This is a genomic window from Rickettsia parkeri (assembly GCF_051427245.1).
GTDB classification, from domain to species: domain Bacteria; phylum Pseudomonadota; class Alphaproteobacteria; order Rickettsiales; family Rickettsiaceae; genus Rickettsia; species Rickettsia rickettsii.
The window spans coordinates 1,262,669-1,288,316 of the sequence record NZ_CP195774.1; the positions used below are offsets into that span (position 1 = coordinate 1,262,669).

Sequence of the window (25,648 nt, forward strand, 5' to 3'; positions counted from 1 at the left end):
CTAAGAACTCCTACTAATTAATCCTTGCCGTATGGTAACCGTTAGGTAGATCACGCACCCAATCACCTCTTGCAAAAGAGCCAAAGATAATCATAGCGATTTTATCTTGTGCAATATCTAGAATTTGCTACACTATAAAATTAAGCCTAGCTTGGATTTTTAGAGAACGCTGAGGTAAAGTGGTTTTCATTATAATACCCTACGATTTTTACTCTATGTCATTCCCGCGAAGGCGGGGATCCAGCAAATATAAAAATCTCGAAGAATTTTTACTTTTTCTAAAAATATAAAGAAATTTTAAGAAATAGCTATAACCTTTTGATTTTTTCGAGTTTTGCTGGATCCCCGCCTTCGCGGGAATGACATAGAGTAAAAATCGTAGGGTATTATAGGTTTTCATCTATTAATTTGCACCATGACAATATTTATATTTCTTGCCTGAACCGCACGGACATAGCTCATTACGAGATACCCTACCCCAACTAGTAGGATCGTCAGGGTTTCTATCTTTTGGATCAATGCGTGATACGACTGGTTTAAGGTCAGTCTCAATGCTACTTCCTGCGTTATATTTACTAAATGCCGGATCTTCCCGACTCTCACGCATATTTTTCTGAAGTTTTTTATACTCAAGCGAAACATCTTCTTTTTGAACATTTTTTAAGTCAATATGGAAATGGTATACGGTTTGAATAAATAATTCTTTTAAATTATTAAGCATCTGCTCGAATAAGTTAAATGCTTCTCTTTTATACTCACTAAGAGGGTCTTTTTGGCCATAAGCTCGAAGAGATATGCCTTGTCTTAAATGATCTAAGCTATATAAATGATCTTTCCAAACTTGATCAAGGGTAGTTAATAAAATATATTTCACGGCATTATGCATTAACTCGCTACTATAGGCTTCTTCTTTTGACTTATATATATCATGAGCCATTTGTATAACGGTCTTCGTGATTTCTTCTTCCGTTACATCATTTTTACTTACTACATTATGATCAAATTTTATAGAAAAAACACGATGTAATTCTACGCTTAAATTCTCTATATCCCAATCTTCTCTATAAGAGCCTACCGGCATGAAAGTTAATACTATCTTTTGGGCGAGTTCCTCAGTAGTACTATTTAAGAAACCGTGACTATCTTTAGATTTAATAATTTCAGTACGTTGCTCGTATATTATCTTACGTTGGTCATTCATTACATCATCAAAACGTAATAAATTTTTACGCATTTCGTAGTTATGTCCTTCCACTTTTTGCTGCGCTTTCTCAAGTGAACGACTAATCATTGGATGGTGGATAGCCTCTCCGTCTTTCAATCCAAGTGTTCTAAGGACTCCTGATATACGATCTGATGCAAAAATACGCATTAAATCGTCATCAAGCGATAGGAAAAACTTAGTTTTACCAGGATCACCTTGTCTACCTGATCTTCCTCTTAGTTGATTATCTATCCTACGGCTTTCATGTCTTTCCGTACCTATCACAAATAAACCGCCTGCTTCAATAACCTGCTTCTTTTCTTCGGCAATTTGAGCTTTTATTTCAGCTATTTTAGCTTCATAATTATGTTCTTTATCCAGCTGTTCTATTAACATTTCAGGATTACCGCCAAGCATAATATCAGTACCCCGCCCTGCCATATTAGTTGCAATCGTTACTGCCTTAAACCTACCTGCTTGAGCAATAATAAAAGCTTCCTGCTCATGAAATTTGGCGTTTAATACTTTATGAGGGATTTTTTCTTTATTTAAAACGCTTGAAAGTTCTTCTGACTTTTCTATGCTTATCGTACCGACAAGTATAGGCTGTCCACGATCGTAACAATCCCTAATTAGCTTTAAGATAGCATCATATTTTTCTTTTTTACTACCGTAAATTTCGTCATCAAGGTCAAGCCTTGTAACTTTATTATGGGTTGGGACTGCGACCACATCGAGATTATATATATCTTTTAGTTCCGGTGCTTCGGTCATAGCCGTACCGGTCATACCCGATAATTTAGGATAATTACGAAAATAATTTTGGAAAGTAATAGATGCTAAAGTTTGGTTCTCATTTTGAATTTTCACATTTTCTTTTGCTTCTAATGCTTGATGTAACCCTTCCGAATATCTACGCCCTTCCATTACACGACCGGTAAACTCATCAATAATCATTACTTTACCTTCACGCACCAAATAATCTACATTAACAGTAAACATATTATGAGCTCTTAAGGCTTGGTTAACATAATGTACTAAAGTTAAATTCTCAAAATCATATAAACTGGTATCTGGTTTTATAATACTTTCTTTACTTAAAAGGGATTCTATATGTGTAATGCCGGTTTCCGTTAAATTGATAGTTTTTAATTTTTCGTCTTTTTCAAAATCACTTGCATTAAGCAGACGTACTATTTTATCAATTTTACCGTATAATTCTGCATTATCATTAACCGGACCCGAGATAACGAGCGGAGTTCTTGCTTCATCTATCAAAATCGAATCAACCTCATCGATGATAGCAAAATTAAAAGGACGAAGTACCCGCTCCTGCAAGCTATACTTCATATTATCCCTTAAATAATCGAAACCGAGTTCATTATTTGTTGCATGAGTAATATCGGCGTTATAGGCGGCTCGTTTTACCTCATCAGGCATACCGCCAACAATACATCCAACCGATAAACCTAAAAAATTGTAAATTTTACCCATGGAAGCAGAATCACGGCGTGCTAGATAATCATTTACGGTTACAACATGTACACCTTTTCCAGTTAAAGCATTTAAGTAAGCAGGAAGCGTTGCAACTAAGGTCTTACCCTCACCTGTACGCATTTCGGTAATCATGCCTCGATGTAATATCAGGCCACCTATAAGCTGAACGTCAAAATGACGCATACCGCAAACTCTTTTAGCTGCTTCCCTAACTACCGCAAACGCCTCATATACTATATCATCTAAAGTAGCTCCGTTTTTAAGCTTTTCTTTAAACTCCACAGTTTTATTCTTCAACTCCTCATCTGATAATTTTTGTATAGCAGGTTCAAGCGAGTTAATTTTTGTAATTTCAGAAAATAGTTTTTTTACAGTACGATCATTTGCAGTACCGAAAAGTTTTTTTAAAATAGAAAGCATTAAAGTCCTTATGATATTTTTAGTATTTTAGTACTTAAATATAGGTATATTTTATAAAATTATCAAATGTTATAATTTTATTTAAATGAATAATTTTTTACTACAAATATTTGTAAATTATTATTAATAAATAAAATATTCTCAAATAGCTGTTGACGGTTATATATTATTTTTATAAAATTTAAGCTTATATTTAACACAATTATGAGTCATAAATGAAAAAATTATCTGTTATATTTTTATCAGTTAGCATGCTTTCCGGTATTGCTTTTGCTGATAAAGACAAGGTAGTTGCTACCTATAAAGGCGGTGAAGTAAAAGAATCGCAAATTATGAAAGAATTTAAGCCTCAGCTTAGTCTTCAATCAGGTGAAACAATCAAAAATTTTGATGATTTTCCACCACAAGATCAGGAAAAATTAATAAAAATTTATGTTAATAATCTTTTGTTAAAAGAAGAAGTTGCTAAGTCAAATATTACCTCGTCTAAAGAATTCCAAGAAAAACTTGAAAATGCAAAAAATCAATTAGCTCAACAAGAATTACTAGCAAACTACATAAAATCTAACATTACAGATAAGATGTTTGATGACGAATATAATAAATATGTCGGTAATCTTAAAGGTAAAGAACAAATAAAAGTTGCTCATATTTTAGTTAAGTCTCAAAAAGAAGCTAATGATATCAAAACCAAATTAAGCAAAGGCGGAAACTTTACTAAGCTTGCAGAAGAGTTATCTCTTGATAAAGCTTCAGCTTCAAACGGCGGCGTTATCGGTTACATTCTACTAAATCAACCTGGGCAGTTAGTACCGGAATTTGAAAAGAAAGCTTTTGCTTTAAAAGTAAATGAAGTTTCAACTCCTGTAAAAACCGATTTCGGTTGGCATATTATCAAAGTGCTTGAGAAAAAACCTGTGCATATTCCAACAAAAGAAGAAGCAAAAGTAACTATTGATAATATATTAGCTGCAGAAATACTAAAGAAATATATTGCTGATTTAGAAGCTAAAGCTAATTTAAAAATCATGTTACCTAAAGCAGACAGCAAAGCCGGATCGTAATTTATATTTTGTTATTGCGAGAGCGGGCATTCCCCGTATACCAAGTCGTCATTACGAGGAAAAACTGTAAGTTTTGACGAAGCAATCTCAGGAGTTTGTTATTACTGCATGAGATTGCCACGTTGCTTCGTGCCTCGCAATGACGGTTTGGGTATCCACACAACAATGCCTCCGCGGGAATGAAATAGGGTTCACACAGTAAACACGCCTCTACCCAAGAATAACATTATAACCACTCTCAATCACTGCAAATGCTACACACACAGGATAATCATCAGCAAGAGAAAGGTGAATATTAAAAGGAGAGAGTGTGTTTGTATAGTTTGAGCTAACTTCCACTATAGGCTTACCTAAATCATTATTTAGTATAGTAATATCTTTAAAATTTATACCTTGACCTATACCGACTCCAAAGGCTTTACTCACAGCCTCTTTAGCAGCAAAACGCTTGGCTAAAAAAGCAGCATGGTTTATTTTTCCCAACAAAGCAAACTGTTTTAATTCCTTTGAAGTTAGAATTTTTTTAGCAAAAAGTTCTGGATATAAATGTAATATTTTTTCGATTCTAGGAATTTGTACTATATCAGTACCAACACCGATAAGCATTTACTTATCGGTTTCATAATCTTCGCCATTCTCATCAATAAAGATTTGATCATCTAAATCAGAATAATCTTCCCCGATATAAACTTCAGGTAAATACTCAAATTTTTCTTCTACAGCTTCTGATTCATCTTGATTAACAAGCGGCTCTATCATAGTTCTTGTACGCAGACTATTTATTAAATCTTGTTCTAACTGAGCTACCGATACTTTTCCGGCAGCAATTCTACGTAATGCAATAACAGGAGGCTTATCACGCTTTTCTTTTTTAATTTGATTAGTTTCTACTTTATAATTTAATAATTTAGCATATCTTGTTGCTAGGACAACAAGCCGAAACCTATCCGGTATAATTTTATTACAATCTTCTGCTGTAATTCTTGCCATAATTTTTCTCCGTTAAAAATAGTATACTACAAATAAATAGGAAACGACTATACGCAGATCAACTTCAAAAAGAGCAAGGAGTTCACAAGGCGAGGAACAGCGTATACTTATTAATACGTGCTGCGTACCGCAGCTCTTGTAGAACGACTTAGCCCATTTTTGAAGTTGATCGAATATATTATACCCTTTTTATATCTGCACCACAATTACTTAATTTTTTTTCTAAATCTTGGAAGCCACGATCTAAATGATATATTCGGTGTAATACGGTTTTGCTATTAGTACTAAGACCGGCGAGTATTAGCGATACTGAAGCTCTAAGATCACTTGCCATAACTTCTGCGCCTTTTAACATTTCTACACCTCGAACAACCGCCTTATTACCTCGTACTACTATATCTGCTCCCATTCTACATAATTCAGGGACATGCATGAAACGATTTTCAAAAATATTCTCGGTGATCATTGAAACACCGCTACTAAGCGTCATAAGGCTCATAAATTGTGCTTGCAAATCAGTAGCAAAGCCAGGATAGGGATTAGTTTCTAAATCAACTGAATTTAACTTCCCTTCATAAGTTACTTGAACTCCGTTATTGATCGGCACGACTTTTATACCCGTTTCGATAAGTTTTAAAGCTATATTTTCTACAATATGATAATCAATCCTACAAATTTTTACATCACCTTTAGTAATAGCTGCCGCAAACATATAAGTACCGGCTTCAATACGATCAGAAAGTACTTTATAGCTCGCTTTATTTAAAGAATCCTTGCCTTTAATTGTTATTTCGCTAGTGCCGATACCTGCAATATCGGCTCCCATTGTGATAAGACAATTACATAAATCAACTATTTCCGGCTCTCGACCACAATTAAAAAACACAGTTTCCCCCTCTGCTAAAACAGCTGCAAGTATTGCATTAATCGTAGCACCTACGGAAACTTTATCAAAAACAAAATGAGTACCTTTTAAGCGTCCTTTACTTGAAGCGTTAATATAACCGTCTTCTATTTCAATCTCAGCTCCCATAGCTTTTAATACAGCAATATGCAAATCTACTTGCCTTGCTCCAATAGCACAACCACCCGGAAGCGATACTTTTGCTTTACCGTATTTGGTAAGCAAAGGACCAAGCACCCAAATCGATGCTCTCATTTTACGGACTATTTCATAATCTGCAGTAAAGTTATTTATATTTTTGGTATCAATTATAAGCTCAAATTCATCTTGATGTTCTATTATTTCAATATCTGCCCCGTGACTTCGGAGCAAATCTTTCATAGTACTAACATCCGTTAACTTTGGAACATTAGTAATATGCAGTTTATCGGTAAGAATAGACGCTGCCATAATAGGTAGCACGGCATTTTTAGCACCGCTAATATTAATACTACCTTTCAGAGGTGTACCACCGTGAATAATTAATTTGTGCATAAATTATTTTGATAAAATTGTAACTTCATTGCGAGGAGAAACTGATTAAATTGTCATACCGTGGTCAAGCCACGGTATGACACCGATTATACTACACATCCAAATTCACGACATTCAACGCATTTGCTTGGATAAATAACCTGCGAGGTTCAACAACGTCACCCATTAAAGTAGAGAAAATGCCTTCTGCTTCATCAATTTCTGCAACTCTTACCTGAAGCAAAGTTCTTTTTGTAGGGTCAAGAGTAGTTTCCCATAGCTGGTCGGAATTCATCTCACCAAGCCCCTTAAAACGCTGAATATTTATACCTCTTTTTCCGCATTCTATAATGGTATTTAACAACTGACTCGGTGTTAAAATATCGAATTCCTGACTTTTCACTATAAGCTTTAATTGCTTACTAAATATATCAAAAATCGTTAAAGCAAGCTTTGATATTTGTACAAACTCAAATGATTCTAACTGCTCTTTCAATAATATTTTACTTTCTTTTAAACCCCTACTAAAACAGAAGAACTCTATTTTATTTTCATGTTTTAAAACTTCCCAATTAGTCTTATCAGGCGAATCTTCTAAGCTATTTAAAACATCTAAAGCTTTTTTAAGTCTTAAATCACTTTCAGGCTCAAATATTTTGTTATTAAGTAAGTCATTAATAGCAAGAATTTCGGTAATTGAGCGATTAAATTTTTTGCTAGCATGGTCAAGCAAGCCGTTAAACTTAACCACTTTATTAATTAGCTCTTCTAAATTATCACCGACTAACCGCTCTTTATCGTCTAGAATTAAGGTTGCATCATTAATAGTTGATTTGATCAAATAATCTTGCAGCGCTTGCTCATTCTTTAAATAAAACTCGGCTGCTCCTTTCTTTACTTTATAAAGCGGTGGCTGAGCTATATATAGATAGCCTTTATTTATTAGCTCAGGCATATGACGATAGAAAAACGTGAGTAATAAAGTTCTAATGTGCGAACCATCAACATCAGCATCGGTCATAATAATAACTTTATGGTATCTAAGCTTTTCTAAGGAAAATGCTCGTTCAACACTAATTCCAAGCGCTGTAATTAACGTACCGATTTGGTCCGAACCGAGCATTTTATCAAATCTTGCACGTTCAACGTTCAAAATTTTACCACGCAAAGGCAATATAGCCTGAATTTTGCTATCCCTACCCTGCTTTGCAGTACCGCCCGCAGAGTCCCCCTCAACAATAAACAATTCTGAAATAGCAGGATCTTTTGCATGGCAATCTGCAAGTTTACCTGGTAAATTCGAAACTTCTAAAGCTGATTTTCTTCGAGTGAGTTCCCTTGCTTTTCTAGCAGCTTCACGAGCATTCGCAGCTTCCATAATCTTAGCTATAATTGCCTTAGCTTCTGCTGGATGCTCTTCAAACCACTCAAGAACCTTTGTATAAACGGCATTCTCAACAACCGGTCGTACTTCGGAGCTTACTAGCTTATCTTTTGTTTGAGAAGAAAATTTAGGATCAGGCACTTTAACGGAAAGCACACAACATAGCCCTTCCCTAGTATCTTCACCGCTAAAGTAATTTTTAGCTTTTTTATTAAGACCCGTAGTATCAAGATACGAGGTAATAACACGTGTTATCGCTGATTTGAAAGCACTAAGATGAGTTCCGCCATCACGCTGCCTAATATTATTAGTAAAGCATAAAATATTTTCATGATAAGAATCGTTCCAATGCATCGCAAGCTCAAGGCTTATACCAGACTCAGCATTCTCCGTATTAACTACTATACATGGATGGATAGCGTGCTTCGCTCTGTCTATATATTTTATATAAGCTTCTATACCACCCGTATAATAAAACTCTACTTTTTTAACTTCTTCAAAGCGATTATCGACGAGTAAAATCTTTACGCCTGAATTTAAAAAAGCAAGCTCACGAAGACGATGCTCTATAGTGCCAAAATCAAATTCTATATTAGTAAACGTTTCTACAGACGGAAAAAAAGTAACTTCTGTACCTTTTTTATCAATATTTTCTTTGACAACCGCAAGCGGAGCTTCCGTTATACCATTATTAAATCTCATCAAATATTCCTTATTATTACGCCAAATACGCAGCTCAAGCCATTCAGAAAGAGCATTTACAACCGATACACCAACACCGTGTAGACCGCCTGCAACCTTATAAGCGTTCTGGTCAAACTTACCGCCGGCGTGAAGTTGCGTCATAATAACTTCAGCTGCCGATATGCCTTCTTCTCCATGAATTTCAACGGGTATACCTCGCCCGTTATCGGATACGGTTACTGAACCGTTTTTATTTAATGTTACTCGTACTAGATCGCAATAACCAGCAAGCGACTCATCGATAGCGTTGTCGACTACTTCATAAATCATATGATGTAGACCCGACCCGTCTCCAACATCCCCAATATACATTCCCGGTCTTTTTCTTACGGCTTCAAGACCTTTTAAAACTTTTATGGAATCAGCACCGTATGATGATTCGTTAAATTTTTCTTCAATTTCCGACATATTATATATATTATATATTTGGCTCTATTACTTGTTGCTAGAAACAATAAAAATGACTATAACGTAACTTATTAAAATAGTAAAGTTTCTTGATTTAAAATTAGCGAGATAACAAAATAAAGATTGATAATTTAAAAAGTTTACGTCATTGCAAGAAAATTACGAAGTAATTGTACGTCCACAATCTCAGAATATTTGACGGGATTGCCACGCAGCCTACGGCTGCTCGCAATGACGATATCAATTGATTCTAGTCAATACCAAATTAGCGAGATAACAATGAATATATTAAAGTTAAAACATGTTTTCGACGTAATTAATGATTATGACGTGTTTTTATTCGATCTTTGGGGGGTAATAATTGAAGGGGGGTGTACCTATCCGGGCGTCGTACAAAATATCAATAAGATTATTGAACGAAAAAAAGTATATTTTGTCACTAATGCTCCACGCAATATTTTTTCACTGCATCAAACAATTAAATCGTGGGGATTAAATGCAGAACCGGGAATGATCATTAGCTCAGGCGAAATAGCAGTAGAAATGATACTAGAAAGTAAAGAGCGATTCGGTATAGAAAAACCAGCAATATATCATTTAGGACATTTAGAAAATGATATAATAAACAGAATTCAATGTCCTATCACTGATGATATTAACAAAGCTAATATTTTCTTAATGACTATTTACAGAGACGAAAACGAAAATTTAGATTTAAACGAATTCAATGAATTATTTAAAATTGTTGTACAACGTAAAATGGTCAATATTTGTGCTAATCCTGACCTTGGAATAAATCAGCACGGTGTTTATAGATATTGTAGCGGCTATTATGCCGAAAAAATAAAGCAGCTTGGCGGAAAAGTAATTTATAGTGGTAAGCCATATGAAGAAATATATAGCAAAATTTTAAAAGAATGTCATAATACCCCTAAGAATCGCATGTTAATGATTGGGGACACTGTTTACACCGATATACTTGCAGCAAATCGCCTTGGTATAGACTCTGCCCTAGTGTTAACCGGAAATTCTAGAGAATATCATATTGATTTTGATAATATTGATGAAAAACTAGATAGTTTAATGAAAGCTGCTGTTAAGCAATCGATTACACCTAGTTTTGTTGTTGATTTATCTTGAATAGCTTTGCCGTCATTGCGAACGACTAAAGGTGTTGTCGCATGACTAGTTTATGTCATTCCCGTGGAAGTGGGAATGACATAGAAAGGTGGAAATAACATCAAAAGAATTCTATTGATATTTTACTCATAATCTGCTATAGAGTAAAACTTAAGCGGTCGTGGCGAAATTGGTAGACGCGCAGCATTGAGGGTGCTGTTCTGTAAAAAGATTGGAAGTTCAAGTCTTCTCGACCGCACCATTCGCCGGTTTTTCACAAAGTCAAATTTTTGTTTGTTTCGACACTTCAGATTTTATATTTACTCCTAAGTTCGTCTTGTTAGCAAATGTTTGTGCTAATTGTATACTCCTGATAAATGAAAAGGAGTTGAAATAAAAACTATTGCTTATTTGTACTCTGTGCTTTATATTGATTAGCAAATTGTACACAATTCTGTGCCAAGCCTAGCTACCCAGCTTTAAATAATTATAATAAGTATATAATAAACTATTAGGTCAATAGGCTATGCCTAATTTCAATATATTTAAAAGCATCTTACCAGATCATCACGATCAATTTGCTGAAATTTTTGATCAAATTAACGATCTGATCGAAGATCACAATTATGATGCTGCTGCAAGCAGGCTGGCCAAGCTTCATTATGCCGATTTAGCAGATTTCTTAGATAATCTTAACAATAAAACATATAAAATAATTATTCCTTTATTACAGGATGAAATTAAGCCTGAAACGTTAGTATCATTAAATGCTTATAGTAAACCTTTAATAATAGAAACTTTAGGCATAAAAAAATCTGCAGAATTAATCAATAAGCTAGTTATAGAAGATGCTATTGAAGTAGTAATCGATCTAGACGATGATATAAAAGACCTTATCCTAAGTAATCTCACTAAAGAAAAAAAACACCAAATTACCGTAGGTTGTACATATCCCGAAAATACGGTAGGTAGGGTAATTGAACGAGATTTTATTAATCTTCAAGAAGGATGGACGGTCGAGGAATCATTAAATTTTATCAAGAACGTAAAGAATGACTTTTATGCGGCAATCGTTACGGATAATAAATTACGCCCTATCGGTATTATTTCTCTTAGCATGCTAATTAAAGGTAAACAAAATGAATTGATAAAAGATTTGATGAACAAAGATTTTAAACTTGCAGATGCTTTTACCGACTTAAATGAACTAAGCTTCATTTTTAGACAATATGCTTTAACTATTGTACCGGTAGTAAATAAAAGCGGTAAGTTAGTAGGTAGCGTATCAATCGATAATATAATTTATATTATCGAAGAACAAGCCGGCAAAGATATATTATCATTAAGCGGGGTACACACTCAAGATACTTTCTTCAATGTATTTTATACCGTTAGACATCGTTTTCCTTGGCTCTTTGTTAATCTAATCACTGCCTGCATGACCTCACTTATCATTAACCATTTTAACGATACTATTGCAAAACTTGTAACGCTTGCAGCCACTATGCCTATTGTAGCTTCAATGGGCGGAAATGCCGGAACACAAGCCATGACCGTTACGGTTAGAGCCCTTGCTAATAAAGATATTCATTATAATAATGTCAATAAAGTTATATTAAAAGAAATAGCCGTATCGGCTTTTAACGGTTTTGTACTTGCAATTATCGGAGCAGGACTTAGCTTTGTGATGTTGCTTGACTTAAATCTTAGCGTTATTTTTGCTATTGCAGTTATTTTAAATTTTTTAATAGCCGGATTATTCGGCTCTGCTATTCCTATAATACTGCATTATTTTGATATAGACCCCGCTACAGGCTCCGGTGTATTTCTAACAACCATAACCGATGCTCTAGGTTTCCTAACTTTCTTAAGCCTTGCTCATATTTTTTTAGTGTAAAATTTATTCAAATAAAAATACATACACATTGCAGCAAACAGTAGCTATCGCTCCAAGACATTTACATATACCACAACTTGTATCCTGATTTCCAAAGTCGGTAGTAATATTATTCTCATAAGATATATTATTATCTCTTTGTATATTCTGATGATTATTAATATTTGACTCTTTGAACAATAAATTTGCAACAGTTAGTATTAACTCACCCTGTGATGCAGTTAGATTAGTATTATTTAAGGAGCTAGCTTGTGCGTACTCTTGTACTTCTAAACTATTACGGTTTGACATAGTTATATTTTGACTTTAGGATTAATATTTAAAATAATATAACAATAATCTTTAGGTTCTGTGAAGGAAAATTAAATTATTTATATTTTCAGATATTTTTTAGCGAACATTAATAAGATTTTTGCAGTAATAGTTGTTCCTATTTCAAAAAAATCTTATGATTTACAGCAAAAAATAGCAAAAATAGATTAATTTAATTTTCCTTCACAGAACCTAATCTGCAGCTATTTATTACTGCAATTTTTGGCATTTCCTCGAAACGGTTGATATCGTCATGAGCTAAGCAACTGCAAAGAGCGTGGCAATGACGTAAACTTTTCAAATTATCAACTTTTTCTAGGCAATGCCTAATTTTTTAATTAATAGCCCACAAATTATAATGAAATAAGAAATAACTTTTATAGAAGATATAAGCTCTTGGAAAGAAAAGTTTGCAATTTGTGTTTATAGTAAAACATTACTTGATAAACTCGAATATTTAAATACTAAAGTAGCAAATCCTATAGATATACTTCGAAATCACAAAAGGTATCTACTATGCACGTAACACGGTTCTCAAATGCGTCAATCAGGCAATCCTTATTATTCGCACCCGATTGAGGTAAAAATTATGCTTGCTGAATTTGCACCTAAGCTTTATAACATTATTATGCTGCAAGCCGCTTTACTTCATGATACTATTGAAGACACTGAATTAACTGAAGAAGCAATTACCGAAATTTTTGGACCGGAAGTAGCAAAACACGTAGAAGGTCTAACTAGAATTAAATCTTACGGGAAGATAAGTAGAGGAGAAAGCCTAAACTTATTAATTAAAGAGAAAAGATACAATACGGCATTAATAAAATTATTTGACCGAATTCATAATGTGCAAACTTTGGGAGTTAAATCACCTGAGAAAGCTAGAAAAATTATTGAAGCGACTTTAATAAATTTTCTTTTGGTCGCTGCTAATATAAATTATAAACTAGAACAAGAATTAAGTTATGCCTAAAAGTTTTTAATATTGAACTTGAAAGACACAAAGCTTTTTCTAATAATAACTCTCTGCTTCCTCCTCTAACTTTATAAAATAATTTACTCCAAATGTATAACCAATTAGAATTGGAATAATCAAGAATAATAATCCCCAGTGATTAAAATAATCTATCAAGTAAATTGTTCTAAAAGAAGAAACTGCAAACATTAAAGCTCGTGATAAAGCAAATATAAAACTGCCGCATGTAAAACGTTTTAATACTGGAAATCTTGCATAAAACACTGCACCTGCCGGAAAAATAGTAGGGGCAAATACTACAATAAATAATTGGAATAAAAGTAATTCTATAGTATTTGAAATATTATTTAGTAAGATAGGAGACATAAGGGCTACCATAGAAAATATTGTTAATCTTACTTATAAGGACTTTTAAAGGATGTATTTTACAAACCAAATAAGTAACAATTATTGTACTTATTAATTCTGTACCACAAACAATAAAATTTTGATGAATTACTTGAGTAGCACTGTAATTAAATGAGTTTTTAGCATATTACCGCAATAAATATAAACAATATAAAACCATAACGGGGCTCCACAATGTACCAAAAAGAAAGCTATTGCTGTTGGTTTATTAATTTTTTCACTCCAAATAGGGCTTGATTTTAGCCGATTACTATCTATCCCTGCTTACGCTACAGTTTTCTTTATTCGTCTTTTTGCATCAATGAAATCTGGAGTCTCCCTAAGATTTGTCCTTACAACAGCACCAACTATAGCAATAGCTGCTCCAAACCAAAATACAATACGTCAATCAAGTCCAAAAGAAGTAACAAGTGTTCCTACCGCCAATGCTACACGGTTGCACCTAAAATTACAAAAACAACAAGCGAAGCCACCACCCAATAACGTTGAGGAATTTTTGTCATTTCGGTTAGATAAAGCTCGGCACCTACTACCTCCCCTATAAAGGACATCCCCTGAGCGATACGACACGCAGTTACTACAAAAGTCGCCGTAATACCAATTTCGGCATAAGTTTTTATAATTAGCCATTATAAGATAACAAAGCGACATTAAAAAAGTTGTAATAATGACCGTTGCCTTACGACCTATAGTATCTCCTATCCAACCGAATATTAAAGCACCGATAGGTCTAAATACATATGTTGCACAATATGCAATGGCAGAATATAGAGAAGCTGCTCGTGCATCGGCTTCAGGAAAAAATAGCTCGTTAAGTATTACCGCCATGTGTACATAGAGCGTGAGATCAAAATATTCAAGAAACGTACCTATCGATAGTAGCCCTATTGTTTCTTTTTGATTACGGGCTAAACTTTTTTGCTCTTTTGCGTAACTTCACATACTTTTTTACAGATTAGTTAAAATTAATAAAGAACTATACTGTTTTATATAAAAATAAAAGTCAAGTTAACAAAATTAGATTTTTTATAGCATTGCTAACTCAAGACAGGTGTCGTAATGAGCTGAGCGACTGAAAGGAGCGTATCAATCTAAAAAAATAATAATAACTTCTAGTTTACAGAGTTTTTAACTAGATTGCTTAGTCAATATACTTTGTAATTGCCTTGCAATGGCGTTAATTTATTAAATAATCTATCTTTATTTAGCAATGCCAATAAATTTCTAATTTAATACTTGCAATTTATCTTATAATTACTTATATTCAGATTCGCTTAGATTAAAAAGCACTAAGGCGTTTTATATGTAATTAATTTTGATCCCCTTAAACTTGTTACATTAAAACGCCGTTATTTTATTTAAGCGGGTGTAGCTCAGGGGTAGAGCGCTACCTTGCCAAGGTTGAAGTCGAGGGTTCGAATCCCTTCACCCGCTCCAGTGATTTTGTCCGTTTTATGTCATTCCCGCCTACGCAGGAATGACATAGAGCATGTTTTTCGAGCTAAGCAACAACGCCCTTTTGCAGATGACATCAGTAAGTTTATCATAAATTCAATCTTCCAAACCATATTTTTTCTTAATATCTTCTAATGAAATTACTTCTTCTCTTTTTTCTATACAAGACAAAGCAATTAATAAATCTGCTTTTTCTTCTATATAACTTTCTATTGCTTTACGTATAATATCTAGTTCATTAGAAATTCTAGTAGTTATAACTGTCATAAAAATAGCTATTTATCGGTTTTGTGATAACTTATATTAGTATAAAATACATTTAAATATATTTAATATTATTATTTTACCCTTGCATTAAAGCTATTAGGTAGCTATTTTTATTTTATTAAACTTAGTGCATAACCTATCTTATAAAGAGAAATTTTAAGGAAACACGGCACGCAGCACCGCAGCGTACAAAAAGGGACGTGAGATGCGAGTACCGGATTGATGTATACCGCAAATACTTCAAAAGTTGGAAGCCAAATAAGTGGTGAGCCTGCGGAGCGTAGAAAACTACATAAGCAAAGGCGAAGCCTAAAATTTGACGTACCAAAGCTTGAAGTATCAAAGGTATACAAATTACTTTTAGAAAGAGGTTATACAGGAAGACTATTGCAACAATTAGGAAATTACATATGTCAGCAAATACGCAAGATAATCAGGCAAATAATAACGACACTATAGAAATACAGGAAACTGAGGTAGTGCCTGCAGAAACAAATTCTTTACAATCGGGGTTAACAAGCTTAATACCGATGGTTTTAATTTTTGCTGTATTTTACTTCTTATTATTACGTCCACAAGAAACACGACGCAAAGAAAGAGAGAAATTAGTAAGTGAAGTTAAAAAAGGCGAAGAAGTTCTAACAAATAGCGGCATTTATGGTATTGTGACTAAAGTAAGTGAAAATGACAATAATATTGAAATCGAAATAGCTAAAGATGTACGTGTTAAAGTTTTAAAAAGTGCTATTATCGATATAACTAGTCGTACAAAAAAAGTAGCAGTAAAAAAAGAAAACAAAAAAAATAAGAAGGTAAGCGGTGCAAAAGCTTCCTAAGTGGAAAATTTTTCTTTCAATTATATGTACGGTTTTTGCGGTTATTTGTGCCTTACCTAATTTCATGCAGGTAAACTCTAAGTTTCTACCTCATGATTCAGTAAATCTAGGACTTGATCTTAGAGGAGGAGCCCATTTATTACTCGATGTTGATTTTGACACCTACTTAAATGATTCAATGGAAAATCTTGCCGACACTTTACGCAAAAATTTTCGTGAGGATAAAATCGGCTATAAAAATCTGTTAGTTAGACAAAATAGCATTCAATTAGAAGTAAGATCGCCTAAGCAATTAAAGCCGTTAAAGAAAATAATTAATAAAATCGATCCAGAAATTATCGCTGAAGTAAATGAAAATAAAATAAAGCTTAGCTACAGCGAATCTAGATTAAATGACTTACTTAATAAGGTAGTAGACCAATCTATTGAGATCGTTCGCATGAGAGTTGATAGTACCGGCACTAAAGAGCCGACCCTACAGAAACAAGGCGATAAGCATATATTACTGCAAGTTCCCGGTGAAGAAAATCCCTCTTACCTGAAGAATATATTAGGGAAAACTGCAAAGCTAACTTTTCATTTAGTTGATGAAAATGCCAATATCGAAGAAGCGGTAAAAGGACATGTTCCAGTAGGTTCAATGCTAGTTAAGGGAGATAACGCAAGTCATGGGGAGTATTATGTCGTTATAAAGAAAAAAGTTGTTTTGGGTGGGGATCAGCTTACAACCGCTTCAGCTTCTTTTGACCAAAATTCGCAAGCGGTAGTTGCTTTTTCTTTCAACAATTTAGGTAGTAAAATATTTGGTGAAATAACTAAAAATAATACCGGTAAACGCCTTGCTATAGTTTTAGACAATAAATTACTAAGTGCTCCAACGATAAACGGAGCGATTATGGGCGGAAGCGGTATAATAACAGGAAATTTTACCGTTGAGTCGGCAAATGAGCTTGCACTATTATTGCGAGCCGGTTCGCTTCCTGCCCCACTTAAAATTATTGAAGAGAGAAGTATAGGTCCAAATTTGGGTGCTGATTCTATAGAGTCGGGCAAAAAGGCAGGACTTATAGGATTTATAGCAGTGTGTATATTTATGGTTTGGTCTTACGGTGTGCTTGGTTTATTTGCCAATATAGCCTTAAGCCTTGCATTGTTATATATTTTAGCTTTACTTTCACTTTTCCAAGCTACTTTAACTCTGCCGGGAATTGCAGGAATAATACTCACTATGGGTATGGCTGTTGATGCTAATGTATTGATTTACGAAAGAATTAAAGAGGAACTGCATAAAGGAGTGTCTAATCTTTATGCTATTAGAACCGGTTTTGAATCTGCGTTTGCCACTATCCTTGATGCTAACCTAACTACTTTAATCGTTGCTTTTTTACTTTATATATTTGGAGTAGGTGCAATAAAAGGTTTTGCCGTTGCATTAACGATCGGGATTATATCTTCAATGTTTTCGGCGATTATCATTACTAAATTGTTAATAGATATTTGGGTACAATATTTTAAACCTAAAAAATTAGGGCTTGTGTAAAAGAGTAGACTTTGTTGTATGGTATTTTTATGTCGTTCCTGCGAAAGCGGGAATCCAGTAACCTTTAATGTCATCCCGCAACTTGATTGCGGAATCTCAGAACACGGCCTATGATATAAGATACCGTAGTCAAGCCACGGTATGACATTTTCACTTTTCTCTGGATTCCTGCTTTCGCAGGAATGACATAAGAGCCATACAGCAAGACCAGCTAGGATGACAACGCAAAAATGGATAATATCTTATGAAAATACAGTCAAATGTTATAAAAATAATTATCGTAATTAGCTTATTAATAGGAGTAGGAGCATTATATTTGTTGTTATCTTTAAGAACGCCTGAAAAGCCACTTGCCGGTCAAGTTAATATCTATGAAGATAACGTAAAAATCGGCGGTGACTTTGAACTAATAGACCAAAATGGAGAGATATTTAATAGTGATAAGTTGAAAGGCAACTTAAGCCTCATTTACTTTGGATTTACTAGTTGTCCTGATATATGCCCAACCTCTCTAAATAAAATGACGGAGATTGTAGAAATTTTAAATAAACATAAAATAGATATTCTACCTGTTTTTATCACTATTGATCCAAAACGTGATACTCCTATAGCACTTAAAGAATATCTAAAACATTTTCATCCGAAATTTATAGGTCTTACCGGTAACGAGCAGCAAATAAAAGATGTAACTGATAAATTCAAGGTTTTCTATGCTCGTGTGCATGGTGATGATGACGACCCGAACTATATGCTTGATCATTCATCTTTTACATATTTAATCGATGCAAACGGAAAATATCTGAAACATTTCTATTTAGATTCTTCACCTAAGGAAATGATGGAATTTTTAAGAAATGAATAATTATATATCGGTAGCGTATTTATTTACCTTTTTAACCTTAGCGACATTGTTAATTGTAAGTTTTGTAAATTACAAGTCATTGAAAAATAAACAGAACTTTAATGCAAAAGAGAGTAAGAAATAGATTAATAACAATAATTATTTGTTTTTGCTCAGCATGTTTAGGAATTAGTATAATACTTTACAATTTAGAGAAAAATATAGTATTTTTTTTGCCGCCGTCAAAAATTAATGAAATAGAACAAGGCAAAGAGTTAAGAGTCGGTGGGCTTGTTAAAACAGACTCAATAAATAAAATTGCTGATGATAAGATAAGTTTTGTTATTACCGATAATATTAAGGATTTCGAGATATTATATCAAGGAGCCCTTCCGGCTCTATTTCGTAAAGGACAAGGAATTATTGCCATCGGGCAATTATCGAACGGGAAATTTATAGCAAGACAATTACTTGCAAAGCATGATGAGAATTACAGGCCTCCGCAATAACAACGTCATTGCGAAGAGCGAAGCGACGTGGCAATCTAGTAAAATAGGCCTGAGATTGCTTCGTCGAATTACGTTGTAATTCTCCTCGCAATGACAAAAAATAACTAAACCAAATAAATAAAAACATGTTTATAGATAAAATCAAAGCAAAAGCAAATAATTACGAAATAAACGTAATTATCGAAATTCCGATGAATAGCGGTCCAATCAAATACGAATTTGACAAAGAATCAGGAGCAATTTTTGTTGATCGCTTTATGCAAACTACCATGAGCTATCCATGCAATTACGGTTTTATTCCTCATACTCTTTCAAATGACGGTGATCCAATAGACGTACTTGTCGTAGCTCATCATCCGGTAGTGCCTGGGTCGGTTATAAAATGCCGAGCAGTCGGTGTATTGATGATGGAAGACGAATCAGGGCTTGATGAGAAAATAATCGCAGTACCGACTTCTAAGCTCGATATTACTTTCGATCATATTAAAGAGCTAGATGATTTATGTGACATGCTCAAGCAACGTATCGTGCATTTCTTTGAGCATTATAAAGATTTAGAAAAAGGTAAATGGGTTAAAGTTACTGGATGGGAAAATAAATCAAAAGCAGACGCTTTAATCAATGAAGGAATAGATAGGGTCAGCTAGGGATAAGAATTCATGACGTTGCTTGCATGGTGCTTGATGTCATTCCCGCGGAGGCGGGAATCCAGAAAAAGTAGCCTTAATCCCGATCTCAACAATTACACATTAATTAACAAAATAAACCTATAAAAACAAGTTTTTATTTTTTATAGGTTTTACTGGATTCCCGCCTCCGCGGGAATGACATCAGAAAAATAAGATAAAAAACAAACAGTGACCGACTTCTTGCATAACGTAGCTAATAAAGAGGAATTTGAAGGAAACACGGAACGCAGCACCGCAGCGTACACTTTAGTACGTGAGAATGCGAGTACCGGATTGGCGCACAAATTACCTTTAGAAGCAAGTTATGCAAGAAGTCGATTATTTCGTTCAGGAGTCGTAGTAGCTTTTTTCACATTAATTTCTCGCATATTTGGCTTAGTGCGTGAACAGTTTATCGCATCATTATTCGGCTCTACGCCTATGGGTGATAGCATTAATGTTGCTTTTAAACTACCGAATCTATTTAGAAGAATTTTTGCAGAAGGAGCATTATCAAGCGTATTCATTCCTATTTATAATGAAAAAATGCTTATTTCTAAGAAAGCCGCTAATAATTTTTCAGGTGAGATTTTTACCCTTTTACTTCTGACATTAATAGTAATAATAGCATTAATGCAAATCTTCATGCCACAATTAATGCTGTTTATTGTTCCTGGATTTCACGGTAAAAAAGAAAAGTTTGAGCTTACGGTATTTTTATGCCGAATTACAATACCTTATTTAATATTTGTTTCATTAACGGCTCTACTTGGCGGAATATTAAACTCTATAAAAAAATTCGCTGCATTTGCTTTTTCACCGGTTATTTTAAGTATATGCGTAATAATTTTTACTTTAACATTTGATCATTATATAGAATCTATTATCTCAATTAGCTTATCTTTAATAATGGCCGGAATATTACAAGTTTCGTTTATGTTTGTCTGTGTGAAAAGAGCGGATTTAAACTTTCCGATAATTTTTAACCCAAGCGATCCCGATGTAAAAAAGCTTTTGATTAATATGGGACCGGCAACCATTAGCTCCGGCATACAGCAATTAAACCTTTTCATATCCCAATCTATTGCTAGCTTTATTGAAGGTGCTATTTCTATATTATCTTATGCCGACCGGATATATCAATTTCCTCTATCAATAATAGGTACTAGCTTCTCTACTATATTGCTACCTGAGCTGTCAAAAATCTATAAATCAAATGATATAGTAGCTGCAAAAAAAATACAGAATAATGCTATTAGAATGGGATTATTATTATCGTTGCCTGCTACATTCGGTATTATAATTCTATCTCATCCGATTATTAATATAATTTATGAAAGAGGAGTATTCACGAGCCAAGATACTACAAATACAGCTGAGGCTATTTCTGCGTTTGCACTTGGGCTCCCTGCTTTTATTTTGGCAAAAATTTTAACTCCTATCTTTTATGCTAACGGAGATACTAAAACACCGCTCAAAATAACCTTATTTTCAATAATAATTAATACCGGCATGAACCTATTATTAATGGATTCTTTGAAACATATCGGTATTGCAGTCGGTACATCTATTGCAGCTTGGTATAATCTAGGTTTATTATATAGCTATACTACAAAACAAAATAAGCTTCATATAGAAGCCGGTATAAAACTTTTCTGCGGTAAAATTTTGTTATGCTGTATATTAATGTCTATTATAATTGCTTTAATAAAGCATTATTATTTAGAATATTTTTATTCGGAATATTTACTGATTAAAGTCTGTATGCTAGGTAGTACAATTGCAGTTGGAATGGGAGCATTTTTCGGCACGGCATATTTATTAAAAACGGTTAATTATGATAATAACAACAAATAAGCACCAATCAAATTATCAGGATTGGCTAAAAGCCTTAGCTATTATAACCATGATCATTGATCATGTAGGTTTATATCTATATCCTGAATTAACGATTATGCGGATCATAGGTCGTACAACTATGCCAGTATTTTGCTTTTTTGCCGGTTATAATTTTCATGATAAACCAAAAACCCATATAATAATATTCGGTGTTTTATTACAAATATATACCACTGTACTATTTAAACAGTTTCTTACTACAAATATTCTAATCTCTATCTATTTAGGGCAATGGTATATTTATTATTTTCGTAATTCTTTAACTCGCTTTTTCTATAGCGGTTATTGTCATGCAATTATAATGGTACTATTGTGGTATATTAGCTGGACTTTGATTGATTACGGGACTTTTGTAATTGCTACAATGATACTTGGATTTATTTCAAAACATGAGCAGGCAAACTTAAAACTTTGCTGTTTTATAGCAATTTTTGCTTCTTTCGTGCATTCAACTCTTTTTACTCTTGCGATTTCCTTTAATGAGTTTAATTTTTCAAATACTGACTTAATTTTAAACCTCACTTTCTTAACAATTACCTATATATTAATGATCCTAAGCGATTATTCACAAAAAATAGCTATAAATCTAAAATGGATAAGTCGCAATGTTTTATATATTTACTGCATACACATTATGATCTTACAATTCATATTCATCTATAAATACACATATGGTTTTAAAAATTGGTAAATAAACATTAATAATGAGTGACAGCGTAATTTAGTTAATATTAATATATTTAAATAAATTGATAATTAAATATATGAATATAATAGATCGTTTAATTTTGGATAATGAACAATATAAAGAGCAATTTAAAAAAAACAAACTATTTAAAATTAAGTTAGATAGTACGCTACGAAAAAATAAATTTCTTAAACATTTTCGGATTTGGTCATACGAATTTCAAAAAATGGTATTAGCAAGAGTAGTGTTTTCTGAAACAAAAGAATTTCAACAACTTGCATGGGAGCATCTTACCGATGAATTTGGACATAATATAGAATTATTCCAAAATCTAGAAAATAATGAAGAAACTACAGATTCTATTTTTGAGGCCTTAGGTTCTTGGTTTACGCTAAAAATGATGACTCTTGGAGATAGTGAAAGAGCCGTCCTTGTCCATTTAGTAATAGAGTCTTGTGCTACTATATTTTATGCAAAACTAGGATCAATATTTTTTAATCATAAAGCAGCAAAACATTTCAAAACACATATGTATCTTGATCCTGAACATGAACAAATGGGAATAGATTTATTAAAACAAATAAACATTAATGATTCTTCTTTACTCACTATTCAAAAAAAAGGCTGGGATATGATTGACGCTCTGTTTACTAGACTTGCTGAAATCACACAGGATTAGCTTTAACTTATAGTATTCTAGATTTTATAAAAAAGCTTGCTTGCACTGTACGGTTTTTCATCATTGCGAGCGACTGAAAGGAGCACGGCAATCTCAGGATTTTGGCACGAGATTGCTTTATCGAATTACTGCGTAATTCTTCTCACAATGACGGAAAAATCGATCCACGCAACAACGCTAATGTCAAGCGGAAATAGCATATTCAAACTAAACCAACTCGCTTACTTGAGATTTGGCAAAGAGCTTGATCTGAAAGTTAACAAAATTTACATTACCTTTTGAGCCTATTGCCGCAAATTTATGCGCTTTAAGAAGTAGGTCATAATCGTCCGCCAAATCGGCGAAGAAAAATGCGATTTCGCCGCTTTGTTTTACTCCTAAAATCTCACCGCTACCTCGAAGTTTTAAATCCTGCTCAGCTATATAAAATCCATCATTAGTTTGTTTCATTATCTCAAACCTACCTCGTGCAACTTTTCTAAGCCTTTTAGGATTGTATAACAATATACAATATGACTGCAAACTACCCCGCCCTACTCTACCTCTAAGCTGATGAAGTTGAGCGAGACCAAATTGCTCAGCATTTTCAATAATTATCAAAGTGGCTTCAGGTATGTCTATTCCAACTTCAATAACGGTTGTTGCAACTAATATCTTAATTTCACCTTCCTTAAATTGCTTCATTATTTGGTCTTTCTGCTCGTTTTTCATCTTACCGTGAATAATACCGGTATAACCTGGATAGATATTGTCGATAGAGTTAAAACGATTCATCACATCCATCAATAAACTATCCTCTTCCGACGTTTCTTTCTCTCCCTGCTCTATCAATGGACAAATCCAATATACCCGCTCACCTGCAATAAGCTTCTTATTTATCGCTACTATAATATGCTCTATCTTATTAACGGACATGGTATTTGTAGCGATAGGTAAACGACTTTTCGGCTTACCCATTAGCTTTGAGATAGTCATATCACCAAACATAGTAAGTGCAAGACTTCGAGGAATCGGCGTTGCAGTCATAACTAACACATCGGGATTTACTCCTTTATTTATTAAATTCAAACGCTGTTGTACCCCAAATCTATGCTGCTCATCAATAACTATATAACCTAATTTCTTAAAACTTACTTTTTCTTGAAATAAAGCATGAGTGCCGACTAATATATCAATCTCATCGTTGTCAAGTTGTATCATAATATTTTTACGAGCTGTCCCCAGTATCTTACCTGTAAGTAATCCGACTCTTATATTAGTATTTTTTAAAGCTTTAACAAAAAACTCATAATGCTGATTGGCAAGCAAATCAGTTGGAGCCATAAGCGTTGCTTGAAATCCAGTGGCTACCACATTTACCATCGTCAGCAGAGCTACCAAAGTTTTACCGGAGCCAACATCGCCTTGCAACAATCTCATCATTTCTATTTTATCGCTTTGATCACACTCTATTTCTTCTATGACTTGCTTTTGATAAGAGGTTAACTCAAATCCTAGCTCATTTAATATATTTACTTGAATAGATACAGCTTTAGGGTAAATATTACCTTGTCTTCTACTTATTTGCGTACGTACATTTAAAAGAGATATTTGATTAGCGATAAGCTCCTTAGCTGCTAGTTGTTTTTTGGCGTTAGTATATAAATCGTCATTACGAAACCCCTTTAGGGGCTGCGGCAATCTAGAATTTATTAATTTTACATTACTGGATTGCTTCGTCGGCATGCATGCCTCCTCGCAATGATGGAAAACATGCAACATTTGCAAATTCTGCAATATAATATCCAAATAATCTTTTACTTCTTTATCTTCTATACTCTTACACTTCTCTTCAAATATCTCTATTGCTTTTATGATATATGAATATAACTGCTTGTTACTAAGTAAATATGTCAGGGAATAAATCGGCTCTATTTCTTTTGCGAGTTTAGGATTTACAATAAATTCAGGATGCGCAATTTGTAAGTAATGATCAAAAAATTGTACCTTTCCGCTGATAATATGAGAAGTACCAACTTGCAGCTTATTAAAAATAAACGGTGGGGGTTTATGAAAAAACACTAATAACAAAGAACCAGTATCATTGCTAGCTGTAATTTTTAAAGGCTGACTACTTTTCTTTGGTAAATTAATGCTCTCAACTACAATTTCTGTTTGGATTATGTCACCGTCTCTAACTTCAGTTAAATTAGGCGATAATATTTTATTTTGATATGAAACAGGTAGATAAAATAATAAATCACGAATATTGTTAATACCAAGCCTTTTAAGAGCAGATACGGTATCTTCACGTATATTGATGAACGTTTTTACAGAAGAGAATAAGAATTTTTCTAAAATAGTTAGCATATATAGTCATAATTATCTTATATACAAATATATATACTTTATAATAAAAGAAGAATAATAAAATATACAAATTATGA

General features: G+C 33.5%; 23 protein-coding genes, 2 tRNA genes and 2 pseudogenes. 15 read left to right on the forward strand and 12 right to left on the reverse strand.

The genetic code is table 11. The annotated features are described in order from the left end of the window. Window positions 1-28: 28 nt before the first annotated feature. Both ACSFFC_RS07225 and secA read right to left on the reverse strand, forming a co-directional pair. Window positions 29-190 (reverse strand): annotated as a pseudogene (locus ACSFFC_RS07225) (nucleotidyltransferase); the annotation flags it as partial. Between the two features lie 213 nt (window positions 191-403). After that, on the reverse strand, window positions 404-3,121 hold the full coding sequence (secA, locus tag ACSFFC_RS07230) for a preprotein translocase subunit SecA (protein ID WP_014410874.1): 2,718 nt from the start codon (window positions 3,119-3,121) through the stop codon (window positions 404-406). 215 nt (window positions 3,122-3,336) lie between these two features. Between secA and ACSFFC_RS07235 the strand changes: the two genes are divergently transcribed. Then, window positions 3,337-4,185, forward strand: a complete 849-nt coding sequence (locus ACSFFC_RS07235; RefSeq protein WP_014410875.1) for a foldase protein PrsA — start codon at window positions 3,337-3,339, stop codon at window positions 4,183-4,185. 210 nt (window positions 4,186-4,395) lie between these two features. On the opposite strand, the gene acpS is transcribed toward ACSFFC_RS07235, so the two are convergent. The 4 genes from acpS to gyrB all read right to left on the reverse strand — a co-directional run bounded on the left by acpS (window position 4,396) and on the right by gyrB (window position 9,128). Next, window positions 4,396-4,791 carry a holo-ACP synthase gene (acpS, locus tag ACSFFC_RS07240; protein WP_014410876.1) on the reverse strand — a complete coding sequence of 132 codons (396 nt, stop codon included), beginning with the start codon at window positions 4,789-4,791 and terminating at the stop codon, window positions 4,396-4,398. Beyond that, window positions 4,792-5,175, reverse strand: coding sequence for a DNA-directed RNA polymerase subunit omega (gene rpoZ / locus ACSFFC_RS07245; RefSeq protein WP_010977486.1), 384 nt, complete (start codon window positions 5,173-5,175; stop codon window positions 4,792-4,794). Window positions 5,176-5,353: 178 nt separating this feature from the next. Continuing rightward, window positions 5,354-6,613, reverse strand: a complete 1,260-nt coding sequence (murA, locus tag ACSFFC_RS07250) for a UDP-N-acetylglucosamine 1-carboxyvinyltransferase (protein WP_014410877.1) — start codon at window positions 6,611-6,613, stop codon at window positions 5,354-5,356. 91 nt (window positions 6,614-6,704) lie between these two features. After that, window positions 6,705-9,128, reverse strand: coding sequence for a DNA topoisomerase (ATP-hydrolyzing) subunit B (gene gyrB, locus ACSFFC_RS07255; RefSeq protein WP_014410878.1), 2,424 nt, complete (start codon window positions 9,126-9,128; stop codon window positions 6,705-6,707). 279 nt (window positions 9,129-9,407) lie between these two features. Between gyrB and ACSFFC_RS07260 the strand changes: the two genes are divergently transcribed. From ACSFFC_RS07260 to mgtE, 3 genes are all read left to right on the forward strand, one after another. Next, window positions 9,408-10,268, forward strand: a complete 861-nt coding sequence (locus ACSFFC_RS07260; RefSeq protein ID WP_014410879.1) for a TIGR01459 family HAD-type hydrolase — start codon at window positions 9,408-9,410, stop codon at window positions 10,266-10,268. Window positions 10,269-10,422: 154 nt separating this feature from the next. Then, a tRNA-Leu gene (locus ACSFFC_RS07265) sits at window positions 10,423-10,509 on the forward strand. A gap of 264 nt (window positions 10,510-10,773) precedes the next feature. Then, entirely contained in the window at window positions 10,774-12,144 is a 1,371-nt protein-coding gene (gene mgtE / locus ACSFFC_RS07270) for a magnesium transporter (protein ID WP_014410880.1), read from the forward strand. A gap of 3 nt (window positions 12,145-12,147) precedes the next feature. Here mgtE and ACSFFC_RS07275 read toward each other — a convergent pair whose 3' ends face one another. Continuing rightward, window positions 12,148-12,435 carry a hypothetical protein gene (locus ACSFFC_RS07275; RefSeq protein WP_014410881.1) on the reverse strand — a complete coding sequence of 96 codons (288 nt, stop codon included), beginning with the start codon at window positions 12,433-12,435 and terminating at the stop codon, window positions 12,148-12,150. Between the two features lie 559 nt (window positions 12,436-12,994). Here ACSFFC_RS07275 and ACSFFC_RS07280 point away from each other — a divergent pair. Continuing rightward, complete coding sequence (locus ACSFFC_RS07280; RefSeq protein WP_014410882.1) at window positions 12,995-13,429, forward strand: HD domain-containing protein; 435 nt, start codon at window positions 12,995-12,997, stop codon at window positions 13,427-13,429. Between the two features lie 39 nt (window positions 13,430-13,468). Here the strand turns inward: ACSFFC_RS07280 and ACSFFC_RS07285 are convergent, their stop codons facing one another. The 3 genes and pseudogenes from ACSFFC_RS07285 to ACSFFC_RS07295 all read right to left on the reverse strand — a co-directional run. Further along, a complete protein-coding gene (locus ACSFFC_RS07285; protein ID WP_014410883.1) occupies window positions 13,469-13,810 on the reverse strand; it encodes a hypothetical protein in 342 nt (113 codons plus the stop codon). A 458-nt stretch (window positions 13,811-14,268) separates the two neighbouring features. Next, complete coding sequence (locus ACSFFC_RS07290; RefSeq protein ID WP_014364865.1) at window positions 14,269-14,391, reverse strand: hypothetical protein; 123 nt, start codon at window positions 14,389-14,391, stop codon at window positions 14,269-14,271. A 121-nt stretch (window positions 14,392-14,512) separates the two neighbouring features. After that, window positions 14,513-14,668 (reverse strand): annotated as a pseudogene (locus ACSFFC_RS07295) (MFS transporter); the annotation flags it as partial. Window positions 14,669-15,202: 534 nt separating this feature from the next. Here ACSFFC_RS07295 and ACSFFC_RS07300 point away from each other — a divergent pair. Further along, a tRNA-Gly gene (locus tag ACSFFC_RS07300) sits at window positions 15,203-15,277 on the forward strand. A gap of 114 nt (window positions 15,278-15,391) precedes the next feature. Here ACSFFC_RS07300 and ACSFFC_RS07305 read toward each other — a convergent pair. Further along, entirely contained in the window at window positions 15,392-15,574 is a 183-nt protein-coding gene (locus ACSFFC_RS07305) for a hypothetical protein (protein WP_004998028.1), read from the reverse strand. 207 nt (window positions 15,575-15,781) lie between these two features. Here ACSFFC_RS07305 and ACSFFC_RS07310 point away from each other — a divergent pair, with 207 nt between their 5' ends. The 9 genes from ACSFFC_RS07310 to ACSFFC_RS07350 all read left to right on the forward strand — a co-directional run bounded on the left by ACSFFC_RS07310 (window position 15,782) and on the right by ACSFFC_RS07350 (window position 23,222). Further along, window positions 15,782-16,021, forward strand: a complete 240-nt coding sequence (locus ACSFFC_RS07310) for a palindromic element RPE5 domain-containing protein (RefSeq protein WP_014410886.1) — start codon at window positions 15,782-15,784, stop codon at window positions 16,019-16,021. Continuing rightward, window positions 15,973-16,398 (forward strand): preprotein translocase subunit YajC, encoded by a 426-nt coding sequence (yajC, locus tag ACSFFC_RS07315; protein ID WP_014410887.1) that lies wholly within the window; start codon window positions 15,973-15,975, stop codon window positions 16,396-16,398. The genes ACSFFC_RS07310 and yajC overlap by 49 nt, the downstream gene beginning before the upstream one ends. Next, window positions 16,382-17,938, forward strand: coding sequence for a protein translocase subunit SecD (gene secD / locus ACSFFC_RS07320; RefSeq protein WP_014410888.1), 1,557 nt, complete (start codon window positions 16,382-16,384; stop codon window positions 17,936-17,938). Before yajC ends, secD begins: the two co-directional genes overlap by 17 nt. Before the next feature lie 244 nt (window positions 17,939-18,182). After that, entirely contained in the window at window positions 18,183-18,800 is a 618-nt protein-coding gene (locus tag ACSFFC_RS07325; RefSeq protein ID WP_004998018.1) for an SCO family protein, read from the forward strand. Window positions 18,801-18,901: 101 nt separating this feature from the next. Next, window positions 18,902-19,288, forward strand: coding sequence for a cytochrome c maturation protein CcmE (ccmE, locus tag ACSFFC_RS07330; RefSeq protein WP_004998015.1), 387 nt, complete (start codon window positions 18,902-18,904; stop codon window positions 19,286-19,288). Window positions 19,289-19,413: 125 nt separating this feature from the next. After that, complete coding sequence (gene ppa / locus ACSFFC_RS07335) at window positions 19,414-19,935, forward strand: inorganic diphosphatase (RefSeq protein ID WP_014410889.1); 522 nt, start codon at window positions 19,414-19,416, stop codon at window positions 19,933-19,935. Between the two features lie 315 nt (window positions 19,936-20,250). After that, window positions 20,251-21,813: a murein biosynthesis integral membrane protein MurJ gene (gene murJ / locus ACSFFC_RS07340; RefSeq protein WP_410526329.1), complete on the forward strand. Its 1,563-nt coding sequence runs from the start codon at window positions 20,251-20,253 to the stop codon at window positions 21,811-21,813. After that, a complete protein-coding gene (locus tag ACSFFC_RS07345) occupies window positions 21,794-22,546 on the forward strand; it encodes a TraX family protein (RefSeq protein ID WP_014410891.1) in 753 nt (250 codons plus the stop codon). Before murJ ends, ACSFFC_RS07345 begins: the two co-directional genes overlap by 20 nt. 73 nt (window positions 22,547-22,619) lie before the next feature. Beyond that, window positions 22,620-23,222: a hypothetical protein gene (locus tag ACSFFC_RS07350; protein WP_004998004.1), complete on the forward strand. Its 603-nt coding sequence runs from the start codon at window positions 22,620-22,622 to the stop codon at window positions 23,220-23,222. A gap of 207 nt (window positions 23,223-23,429) precedes the next feature. Here ACSFFC_RS07350 and ACSFFC_RS07355 read toward each other — a convergent pair whose 3' ends face one another. Further along, window positions 23,430-25,571 (reverse strand): ATP-dependent DNA helicase RecG, encoded by a 2,142-nt coding sequence (locus ACSFFC_RS07355; protein ID WP_014410892.1) that lies wholly within the window; start codon window positions 25,569-25,571, stop codon window positions 23,430-23,432. Between the last annotated feature and the right edge of the window lie 77 nt (window positions 25,572-25,648).

What these genes read in the sequence shown, in the direction of transcription:
- ACSFFC_RS07260 (WP_014410879.1), top strand. Translation starts at nt 9,408, where the DNA reads ATGAATATATTAAAGTTAAAACATGTTTTCGACGTAATTAATGATTAT.
- ACSFFC_RS07285 (WP_014410883.1), bottom strand. Translation starts at nt 13,810, where the DNA reads ATGGTAGCCCTTATGTCTCCTATCTTACTAAATAATATTTCAAATACT.
- ccmE (WP_004998015.1), top strand. Translation starts at nt 18,902, where the DNA reads ATGCAAAAGAGAGTAAGAAATAGATTAATAACAATAATTATTTGTTTT.
- ACSFFC_RS07345 (WP_014410891.1), top strand. Translation starts at nt 21,794, where the DNA reads ATGATAATAACAACAAATAAGCACCAATCAAATTATCAGGATTGGCTA.
- acpS (WP_014410876.1), bottom strand. Translation starts at nt 4,791, where the DNA reads ATGCTTATCGGTGTTGGTACTGATATAGTACAAATTCCTAGAATCGAA.
- ACSFFC_RS07350 (WP_004998004.1), top strand. Translation starts at nt 22,620, where the DNA reads ATGAATATAATAGATCGTTTAATTTTGGATAATGAACAATATAAAGAG.
- ACSFFC_RS07325 (WP_004998018.1), top strand. Translation starts at nt 18,183, where the DNA reads ATGAAAATACAGTCAAATGTTATAAAAATAATTATCGTAATTAGCTTA.
- ACSFFC_RS07280 (WP_014410882.1), top strand. Translation starts at nt 12,995, where the DNA reads ATGCGTCAATCAGGCAATCCTTATTATTCGCACCCGATTGAGGTAAAA.
- rpoZ (WP_010977486.1), bottom strand. Translation starts at nt 5,175, where the DNA reads ATGGCAAGAATTACAGCAGAAGATTGTAATAAAATTATACCGGATAGG.
- ACSFFC_RS07290 (WP_014364865.1), bottom strand. Translation starts at nt 14,391, where the DNA reads ATGTCCTTTATAGGGGAGGTAGTAGGTGCCGAGCTTTATCTAACCGAA.
- mgtE (WP_014410880.1), top strand. Translation starts at nt 10,774, where the DNA reads ATGCCTAATTTCAATATATTTAAAAGCATCTTACCAGATCATCACGAT.
- murA (WP_014410877.1), bottom strand. Translation starts at nt 6,613, where the DNA reads ATGCACAAATTAATTATTCACGGTGGTACACCTCTGAAAGGTAGTATT.
- ACSFFC_RS07275 (WP_014410881.1), bottom strand. Translation starts at nt 12,435, where the DNA reads ATGTCAAACCGTAATAGTTTAGAAGTACAAGAGTACGCACAAGCTAGC.
- yajC (WP_014410887.1), top strand. Translation starts at nt 15,973, where the DNA reads ATGTCAGCAAATACGCAAGATAATCAGGCAAATAATAACGACACTATA.
- gyrB (WP_014410878.1), bottom strand. Translation starts at nt 9,128, where the DNA reads ATGTCGGAAATTGAAGAAAAATTTAACGAATCATCATACGGTGCTGAT.
- ACSFFC_RS07235 (WP_014410875.1), top strand. Translation starts at nt 3,337, where the DNA reads ATGAAAAAATTATCTGTTATATTTTTATCAGTTAGCATGCTTTCCGGT.
- ACSFFC_RS07355 (WP_014410892.1), bottom strand. Translation starts at nt 25,571, where the DNA reads ATGCTAACTATTTTAGAAAAATTCTTATTCTCTTCTGTAAAAACGTTC.
- secA (WP_014410874.1), bottom strand. Translation starts at nt 3,121, where the DNA reads ATGCTTTCTATTTTAAAAAAACTTTTCGGTACTGCAAATGATCGTACT.
- ppa (WP_014410889.1), top strand. Translation starts at nt 19,414, where the DNA reads ATGTTTATAGATAAAATCAAAGCAAAAGCAAATAATTACGAAATAAAC.